The following is an 8,513-nucleotide window of genomic DNA, read 5'->3' as shown; positions in this document are numbered from 1 at the left end:
ATCATTTTCTTTGTGGGTTTAATACCCCACCGTCAACGGGGGTGTTCACGCATTACTTGGGGGAGCGAATCCCCATGTAATTTTCCTCCTGTCTCCAGTATAGCTGTCTCCTGTCTCCTTCTTCAATTAATTTTTAGTTTTAAAATTGGAAGAGGTATAATAACAGAAAAAATATGAAGAGTTGAATCTAATTGCTATATCATGCCTCTTTTTTAAATACCTACAAATAAAAAAATTGTTAGGGATACCGGAGCATGGATAACAGAGTAAAAAATAGGAATAATTTTGAGAAATAATAAAGACAATAGAGAAAAGCATTTTTATGACATCTAATTAATGAGACTGGATCTTAGAGCTTCATCAAAAGCAAAATGTAGTGAAAATCCTTGATATCTAATATGCAATTCCATAATCAGAATAAAGTCATCAATAAATGACGATAATTAATCTCCTAAACACCAAGAAACAACTAACAATATTATTGACAGAAATAACCATCGAGGAATATGCAGCCATTGCATGAAGTCCATTGGTTCCAAGACAAAGATAGAAGTGAATAACCAACTGAAGAACAATACCACAGTTATCAAGAATAACGACATAGTATTTTCCGAAAAAAATTGAACAACTTATTTGATTCACCCTTAAGTATAATGTTAAATGATCTGCTCAAGCAAAGATGGTAAATTCTCGTGTTTAATACCCTTCTAACTGACTTCCGAATTATCTTTGATAGAGACCCTGCAGCTCGTAACTGGTTGGAAGTTCTTACTTGCTACCCTGGTCTTCAGGCTTTAATATTTCATCGCCTAGCTCATGGTTTGTACGGTCTGAAAATTCCTTTCCTGCCTCGTTTAATTTCCCACATAGGCCGTTTTTTGACTGGGGTTGAAATTCATCCAGGAGCTGTTGTGGGCCAAGGAGTTTTTATTGACCATGGTATGGGTGTAGTTATTGGAGAGACTGCTATTGTCGGAAACTATTGCCTAATTTACCAAGGAGTAACTCTGGGTGGTACTGGCAAAGAAACTGGCAAACGGCATCCTACTTTGGGTGAGAATGTGGTTATTGGTGGGGGTGCCAAGGTTCTTGGTAATATTAATATTGGTAATAATGTTCGTATTGGTGCAGGATCGGTAGTACTTAAGGATGTTCCTTCTAACTGTACTGTTGTGGGAGTGCCTGGGAGAGTTGTATATCGTTCTGGAGTTAAGGTAAATCCTTTAGAGCATGGTAGTTTGCCTGATTCTGAGGCTGAGGTTATTCGTGCTTTGGTGGATCGAATTGATTCTCTTGAACAACAGGTGGAAAATTTACAAGGTAAATTATCACAGTGTATTGTGCTTAAGTCTGACGCTGCATCTTCTGCTAATTATGCTAGCTGTCATCCCCAAGACTAAGCAATTCAAGATTTTTTTATGGCTAAGGAATTTAAGGATTTATATCTTGAGTAGACCAAGTTTTAGAGTTATCAATTTGATAAAGCCAACGATTTTGTGGCTCTCCTTTGAGTTCTAGATGCTCGACTTTTGTTGGATTTAGTAATAATAGATAAAAGTTTGATAGGGGATAGGCAGGATTTGGTGGGGACAATTCAAAGGCACCGATTTCTACTTTACTTTCTCCAGGATTAGGCCAAGTAAATTGCTGTCTAGCATTGTCTGAAATTTCTTGCCATGTTGTTTCTCTGACTTGAGCAAGTTTAGGATCAGGATTATTTGCTTTGATTAGGTAGAGTTTCCCAGTGAGGCGAAATTGTTCTCTAGTTTTGGGAAAGTACCAACAGATTTCGGCCCAGGGATTTTTTTCGATTTGTTCTACTTTATTGCTACGACTGTCAGTGATGAATTTTAGCTGATTGGTTTCTTCTAAAAAACCTCGGAATACGATGGTACGATTTTTGGGTTGGCCTTCAGCAGTGACTGTTGCTAATTGGACATAACGGGCATAAGTTAGACTTCGGTTTCTATGTAAAGCTCTGGCTAAGGGCGATCGCCAAGGTGCTAGTTTTTCTGCTTCTACTAAGTTAAGAAATTCCATGATTATTGGCTATTTTTGCTTTTTCTGTGTTTAACTAATCCTTAAATTTTAATTATGTGGTGATCGCTCCGGAAAAATAACCTGATCGCTAAATTAAGTCTTAAGTGCTGGAACTTTTTTCTAACTTGGCCAAGGCCGAAGCAACATTAACTATCGCCTGTGGTTTTGATTTTGGTTGAGACTTTTCCGATTGAGCAATATGGCTGACGCCACGCTCCGCGAACGCCTGAATTATTGGCAATTTCTTATAAGTATGATCGGAGTAAGTTTTTTTCCCAGTGGCCTTAAGTCGGAGGTCGCCATACTTGGCCTCTACTGGCAGAGGAGATATCCCTATCTGATTGAAAAATTTCCGGTATTGCGGAACTGTTTGTGGTTGTGTCGTAGTTAACCTCGTTAGTATATTTTTCCTGGACTAAATCCTGTAAATCTTTTTCCCAGGCTTTAATCTTAGGTGTTTTAGAGATAGAGATTTTTGATTTGTCTATAGAATCTGGCTCGGATTCTACTTCAGTCTCTGGGTCAGAGTCTTGTTTTGGGTCCAAATAATTCCCCACAATATCTTCTAATAATTTTTCAGGCTTGACTCCCTGTTGTTTGGCCTGAGCTTTTAACTTATCCCAAACGTCTCTGGGTAGTTTTGCTGTAGCGAGGGGCGGTATAGTTTCCCCAGTAATAGTAGTTTCTATGTAATTTGCTGTAATGGGTTTGGATTCTTGCTTTGCCTTACCCAGAACCTCTTGCCAACAGCTCACTGTCTCATCAACTTCCTCACTAACTTGACTGGCAGAACTGGCTAATTTTTGGGCTTGAGATACGTTGTCTGGCAATTCGGTAAATCCTTCCAGCATCAATGACCAAGATATTTGAGCAGCTTTAATGACTCGTTTGACGTAATAGACCGATTTTTTCAAGCCTTTAAGGCAATACTCTTTGAAGGTTTTATACCCCAAATTTTTATACAATTTATAAATTTGAAAAGCCCTCAAAGCCATGCCCTCTTTGATATAGGCATATCTGTCGGCCAGCATATCTATTTCCAGAGAAGCGATCGCTTCATCGCCTTCTTTCCAGGTATTGTCCCAAAACAAATCGCAAAATTTATCTAGATATCCATCTGCCCAGTTGGGAAGTTCTGGGTTATTGAAAGGAGTCTCGAATTTGTGGTCATATAAATTTCCAATCATAAAAAAGTAAGAAAAAGTTAGGTTACTTAGAAAGGGGTGAAGTTAGCAGCATTATTGCCTCACCCCAAAAGATATCCATTAGATAGTCACTGAGAAATTTAAAGGCTATGTCAGTTAAGCATTAGGTTTTAACTGTTTGGACTGCTTTGTTAGACTTCACCTCCTGAAAATATAACGTCTGTTAATTGATTATTTATATAATACGTTCGTACAATAAAAACGTCAAGAGTTTTGAGTAAAATTTATTCACGAATGTAAAATGAAAAAAAGCAGTAAATATAATGCCGAGAAAATCAATCCATCAGGAAAAGAAGGCCAGCATTCATTTAACCGTAACCCCTACAACCAAGAAGCGTTTGAAGCAAATATCAGCAGCTTTAGGAATCAGTCAAAGCGAGTTAATAGAGCTATGGACAAAGGAGGCCGAATTACGGTCTCAAAAACAACTGTTGGGGGAATTCTTGACCGCTTAAGGACTCTTCAGTCTATACACCTAGAATATGTAGAGGAACATGGCAAAAGATTAGAACAGCGGCTAATCGAAAATCATACCCATAAATCTAAAGTATTTGAGGAGATGCGCTCTTTAGAAGTTGAGTTGGTTCATCTCCTCGAATCTGCCAAAGAGGAAGACCCAAACGAAGAAGAATAAAGAGTCAAAGAAGCCGATCGCAGTAATGTGGTCGGTATTTTTTTTATGTCAAAAATTATACATAAGCCAGTTTTTTGTTTGCCAGAGTATTCTATATAGAAAATTATAAGTTTGTCAAGATTAAATATAGAATATTTTATATAGATCGTCCTATCCTATATAGAAAAGAAAATCATGGAAAACGAGAATGCCGAAAAGCAAACATAAGGAACACGGACAGTACAAGATGGGACTTTCAGTCAGCGTGACACCGGAAGCAGCACAGGGGTTGATGGAACAAGCGAAAAAACTGGGCTTGAGTCGGTCAGCTCTACTGGAGAAAATTGGAAGAGGGGAGATTCAATTAAACTTTTCTTCTGTGGAACAATTGGGAAAATTCTCGATCGCCTAATCAACTCCTGGGAAGATAGGAAAAGAGAAGCTGAAAATTGTTTTACTTGGTACAACGAACAAATAGTCAAATGTGCTAAAGAGATTGAAGCTTTGGAGTTGATGAAGGCGGAATTAAAAGCAAATACCAAAGAAGAATAAAGAGTCAAAGAAGCCGATCGCAGTAATGTGGTCGGTATTTTTTGATAAACAGTCTCTTAACGAATATCTTGATAGAAACGTTTCAGAAAAGTTGGTGAGACACCAAAACCCCATAAAAAACCAATAAATAAATAGATAAAATTTGCTTTGAAAATTCCCCACTTAGCTACACGGCGATCGCTAGTATATACAAAGCGATTTACTAAAGAAATTCGTCCATGTTTAACTAACTTGAGACATAAGTCAGCATCTTCCATAATTGGTAGATTAATATTAAAACCATCAACTTTCCAGAAATCTGTACGACGACAGAAAATTACTTGGTCTCCAAACAAAATCCGCAAACCTTTAAAAAATAGATGAGGGCGAAAAATTAGGGGAGCATAAAAAGTTTTGAGATAGTTATGTAAGGCAATACTCCAGCGAGTAGTTTTGGCATTACACATAATAGAAATAAATCCACCACAAACAATATTTGGATTTGCCAAAGTTTGGGAAATTATAGAAATCAAGTCATTAGGCACTATAGTATCAGCGTGAAGAAAACAGAGAATTTCTCCTGTTGCTTTTTGGGCACCTAAATTCATTTGAATAGAACGTCCGCGTTGAGGAGAATAAATGACAGAAACTCCAAAGGAGAGAGCAATAGAAACTGTATCGTCTTCGCTGTAACTATCTACTACTAATATTTCTTTTGCTGGAGGAGTAAGTACAGAAAGATTATTGAGGGTACGCGATAAATAAGCTGCTTCATTAAAGGTAGGAATAATGATAGAAATATTGGGCATAAATTAAGTAAGAAGGAAGAATTCAACAATTAATAATTAATTATTAATTATTACCTCTCCTTGAAAACGGATAGGATTGACTAAAAGTAAAATTTTTTTTTCTTTTTTCCCCTTAAAAGGGGAGGCACATACCCACAATTTCTCGGTAAGAAGTAAAAAGTCAGAAGTCAGAAGTCAGAAGGAGTTTAATTCTCTAGGATAGAACAAGTGGTAAGTATATAGCTGAAATACCTACGTCAAGTAAACTAACAGTACAATCAAAAGTCAGATTATAGCAAGTATTTAAAGAAGTCAGAAGTCAGAAGTCAGAAGTCAGAAGTTGTTTTTGTAACGGGGATTTGAGCAAGCCTCCAAAAATATTTCGCCTTAAAAGGCGGGGTTACGCAACCCAATTATTTTGATAAATTATGATAAGATTTAGTAGTTATACCATTTCACTTAAAAAATGTCACAAATAGTTGGTAACTAATTAAGTCAAATAATAAACTAAAATTACTGTAGAGTAGAGATTTTAAGTACTTAAAATCTTACTTTTGACTTATGACTGTCTTGAGTGCGTCTTAAATTCTGAGGAAATCTCGCCAATTAGCACTCGCTTTTGACTTTTGACTTTAGTGAAACGGTATTAGTAATTCCATATACGAGTTCTACATTCATAGCTATTCCATCAAGGAATTAAACTGTTTGATAACCTTGCCAATTAGCAATTATTAAGATTATTAATATTATGGATAAATCATCAATTAGAGAATTACTAGAAGACTTGAAAAATCCTGATGAATTAATTAGAAATAAAGCTACGGGTGAGTTATGGCGGATTTGGTTTGAACAAAAAGGTGTTGCTGGTTTAGAAGCAATTAGAAGCTCAGAAAATTTGCTGCAAGTTGGAGAAGTTGCTAAGGCAGAAGCAGTTTTGAATAAATTAGTTGAAGATTTACCTGATTTTGCAGAAGCTTGGAATCGAAGAGCGGTTCTTTATTACACTTTAGGAGAGTATAGAAAGGCGATAAAAGATTGTGAGATGGTAGTGAAAATTATTCCTTTTCATTTTGGTGCTTTGCATGGTTTAGGATTATGTTATGCTGCATTGGGAAAATATCGAGAAGCTATTTTAGCTTTTAAAAAGGCTTTAGAAGTTCAGCCTTATGCTATTGAAAATCAAAGGTTAATTCTAGAATGTACGGCGAGGTTAAGTTAGATATATTATTGATCTGAAGAGGTGTAGCGATCGCTTTCCTAATTTTTATTAATTCTTTCTGAAAATTAATGAATAAATATAAGAGACATCTGGTGATAATAAAAAATTAAATTAATTATCGCACTATATAAATCAAAAATTTTCCCCTACTCCCTAATCCCTATTTTCTGAATATGCCTAATAACAATGAAAAAAAATGACCTAGAGTTTTATGACTTAAGTGCTAATCAATGGTGGGATAAAAATGCCAAAATTTATGCACTTTATTATCTTAATCAACCAAGGTTTAAATTTTTCGATAGATATGTTCCTCATTGGCAAGGATTAAAGGTTTTGGATGTGGGTTGTGGGGGTGGTTTTTCTTGTGAATTTATGGCCAAGAGAGGTGCAATAATTTATGGTATTGACTCGTCGGCAAAATGTATAGAAGTTGCTCAAAAACATAGCGGTGAAAATAGTCTGGATATTAACTATAAAATTGGGATTGCTGAAAGTTTGCCTTATGAAAATAATACTTTTGATGTTGTTATTTGTGTGGATGTTTTGGAACACGTTTCTGATTATCGTCAAGTTGTTTCAGAAATATATAGAGTGTTGAAACCTGGTGGTATTTTTTTATATGACACGATAAATCGTAATTTTCAATCTCGATTTATGATGATTTGGTTGATGGAAAATTTATTACGATTAATTCCCCAGGGGGTTCATAATTGGGATAAATTTATTCTGCCAGAAGAGTTGAAAGAGTTGATGTTATCTTTGGATTTTGTTGAAGTTGAAATGAAAGGTTTTGATTTGTTTGGAGAAATAGGTTTTGTCTTGGGAGAGTTGAATACTTTAAGAAAAAATCTCAAGTTTGATAAGTCGTTACAAATATTTATTCGGAAGTTAATTCAAGTCTGGAAAACAAATTTTATTAACTATCAGTTATATCGAAAAACTGGCTCTTTTCAAATTAATATTAATGATGATATGTCAATTATGTATATTGGTAAGGCTTTGAAAAATAAGGAAACTCCATAGATGAATGGTGGTGGTGTATAGTAATGCTAGAGAGAGTTTTGGGAGTGTGGGAACCCACGCCTAACCCCTCCCAGGAGGGGAATGTGGGGAGTGTAGGAGAAATTAAAAAATATATATCTTTACCATTACTATGCAGGACTACCAGATAAATTAGTAAACTCAAATAGTTGATTTTTTAGTCTATCTAGATTATGATCTCTCTTAAGTAGTACAACAAAAGTAAATAACTGTACTTTAATTAATAATTAATAATTAATAATTAATAATTAATAATTAATAATTAATAATTACCTCTTCTTTTCAAGGAGAGGATTTACTAAAAGGAAAATTTTTTTTATTTTTTCCCCTTAAAAGGGGAGGCGCATACCCACAATTTATCGGTAAAATGGTCTCCTATTGGTTATTAGGAAAAAAGTAATTTTGAAGAAGGATTCAGGAGGACCGAGTCAGGAGTCAGGAGTTAGAATAAATGGCTTAAACACCAGTTTTTAGTGAGGTGGGAAATTCTCTTTTTTTGCTCAAGGGACATTTTTAGAAGTCAGAAGTCAGGAGTCAGGAGTTAGAATAAATGGCTTAAACACCAGTTTTTAGTGAGGCGGGAAATTCTCTTTTTTTGTCACAGGAACATCTTCTGTAAAGTCTTTTTATCGCCCTTATTATTAGTAGTATAGCAATTCTCATATTGGTGAGGTACAAAATTCGTTTGTTTTAGGGATTAAGGAGTAGGGGGTAGGGAGTAGTAATTCGAGAAACATGGGATAGAAAAAAAGAAAAAAACTTTATATCACTAATTTGATAAACGCTATATTCTTTTTTCAAAATGGTATAATATCATTTCCCTTGGGGCGCGTTTGTGTAAACCCAAGCATGAATATATATAGGAAATTTAAGTTTTTTTTCTTGCTATTAAACCTTCCTGACTCCTGACTCCTTCTTCAAATTATTTGAGTGATTGAAAGACTTTGCACATCATGTTTATTTGACTAAAAACCAAGCTTCAGCTCAATAAATACAGAAGAACTATTTCTCCTAGTTTCTAATTCCTAACTCCTGACTCCTGACTTCTTCTTCAAATTATTTGAGTGATTGAAAGA

At 35.3% G+C, this 8,513-nt stretch carries 11 protein-coding genes; 7 read left to right on the top strand and 4 right to left on the bottom strand.

The window, feature by feature from the left end; translation table 11 throughout:
* Positions 1-443 precede the first annotated feature (443 nt).
* Entirely contained in the window at positions 444-602 is a 159-nt protein-coding gene (locus F6K13_RS08045) for a hypothetical protein (protein WP_161564746.1), read from the bottom strand.
* Positions 603-692: 90 nt separating this feature from the next.
* On the opposite strand from F6K13_RS08045, the gene cysE reads away from it, so the two are divergent.
* Positions 693-1,400: a serine O-acetyltransferase gene (gene cysE / locus F6K13_RS08040; RefSeq protein WP_124147662.1), complete on the top strand. Its 708-nt coding sequence runs from the start codon at positions 693-695 to the stop codon at positions 1,398-1,400.
* Between the two features lie 31 nt (positions 1,401-1,431).
* Here cysE and F6K13_RS08035 read toward each other — a convergent pair whose 3' ends face one another.
* Positions 1,432-2,040, bottom strand: a complete 609-nt coding sequence (locus F6K13_RS08035) for an Npun_F5749 family FMN-dependent PPOX-type flavoprotein (RefSeq protein WP_124147663.1) — start codon at positions 2,038-2,040, stop codon at positions 1,432-1,434.
* A gap of 284 nt (positions 2,041-2,324) precedes the next feature.
* A complete protein-coding gene (locus F6K13_RS08030) occupies positions 2,325-3,227 on the bottom strand; it encodes a hypothetical protein (protein ID WP_124147664.1) in 903 nt (300 codons plus the stop codon).
* Between the two features lie 281 nt (positions 3,228-3,508).
* Here F6K13_RS08030 and F6K13_RS34975 point away from each other — a divergent pair, with 281 nt between their 5' ends.
* The 3 genes from F6K13_RS34975 (at position 3,509) to F6K13_RS08020 (ending at position 4,270) form a co-directional block, all read left to right on the top strand.
* Positions 3,509-3,700 (top strand): ribbon-helix-helix domain-containing protein, encoded by a 192-nt coding sequence (locus F6K13_RS34975; protein WP_124147665.1) that lies wholly within the window; start codon positions 3,509-3,511, stop codon positions 3,698-3,700.
* On the top strand, positions 3,637-3,879 hold the full coding sequence (locus F6K13_RS34970) for a hypothetical protein (protein WP_124147666.1): 243 nt from the start codon (positions 3,637-3,639) through the stop codon (positions 3,877-3,879). The genes F6K13_RS34975 and F6K13_RS34970 overlap by 64 nt, the downstream gene beginning before the upstream one ends.
* A 187-nt stretch (positions 3,880-4,066) precedes the next feature.
* On the top strand, positions 4,067-4,270 hold the full coding sequence (locus tag F6K13_RS08020) for a hypothetical protein (RefSeq protein WP_153183510.1): 204 nt from the start codon (positions 4,067-4,069) through the stop codon (positions 4,268-4,270).
* Between the two features lie 196 nt (positions 4,271-4,466).
* Here the strand turns inward: F6K13_RS08020 and F6K13_RS08015 are convergent, their stop codons facing one another.
* A complete protein-coding gene (locus F6K13_RS08015) occupies positions 4,467-5,198 on the bottom strand; it encodes a TIGR04283 family arsenosugar biosynthesis glycosyltransferase (protein WP_124147667.1) in 732 nt (243 codons plus the stop codon).
* Between the two features lie 727 nt (positions 5,199-5,925).
* On the opposite strand from F6K13_RS08015, the gene F6K13_RS08010 reads away from it, so the two are divergent.
* The 3 genes from F6K13_RS08010 (at position 5,926) to F6K13_RS08000 (ending at position 7,568) form a co-directional block, all read left to right on the top strand.
* Positions 5,926-6,396, top strand: a complete 471-nt coding sequence (locus tag F6K13_RS08010; RefSeq protein ID WP_124147668.1) for a tetratricopeptide repeat protein — start codon at positions 5,926-5,928, stop codon at positions 6,394-6,396.
* A 186-nt stretch (positions 6,397-6,582) separates the two neighbouring features.
* A complete protein-coding gene (gene ubiG, locus F6K13_RS08005; RefSeq protein WP_124147669.1) occupies positions 6,583-7,419 on the top strand; it encodes a bifunctional 2-polyprenyl-6-hydroxyphenol methylase/3-demethylubiquinol 3-O-methyltransferase UbiG in 837 nt (278 codons plus the stop codon).
* Between the two features lie 23 nt (positions 7,420-7,442).
* Positions 7,443-7,568: a hypothetical protein gene (locus F6K13_RS08000; RefSeq protein WP_287287167.1), complete on the top strand. Its 126-nt coding sequence runs from the start codon at positions 7,443-7,445 to the stop codon at positions 7,566-7,568.
* Positions 7,569-8,513: the final 945 nt, after the last annotated feature.

Source organism: Okeania sp. SIO2B9 (assembly GCF_010672505.1).
In the GTDB taxonomy this organism is placed as follows: domain Bacteria; phylum Cyanobacteriota; class Cyanobacteriia; order Cyanobacteriales; family Microcoleaceae; genus Okeania; species Okeania hirsuta.
This window is presented reverse-complemented; position numbering and strand designations above follow the sequence as displayed.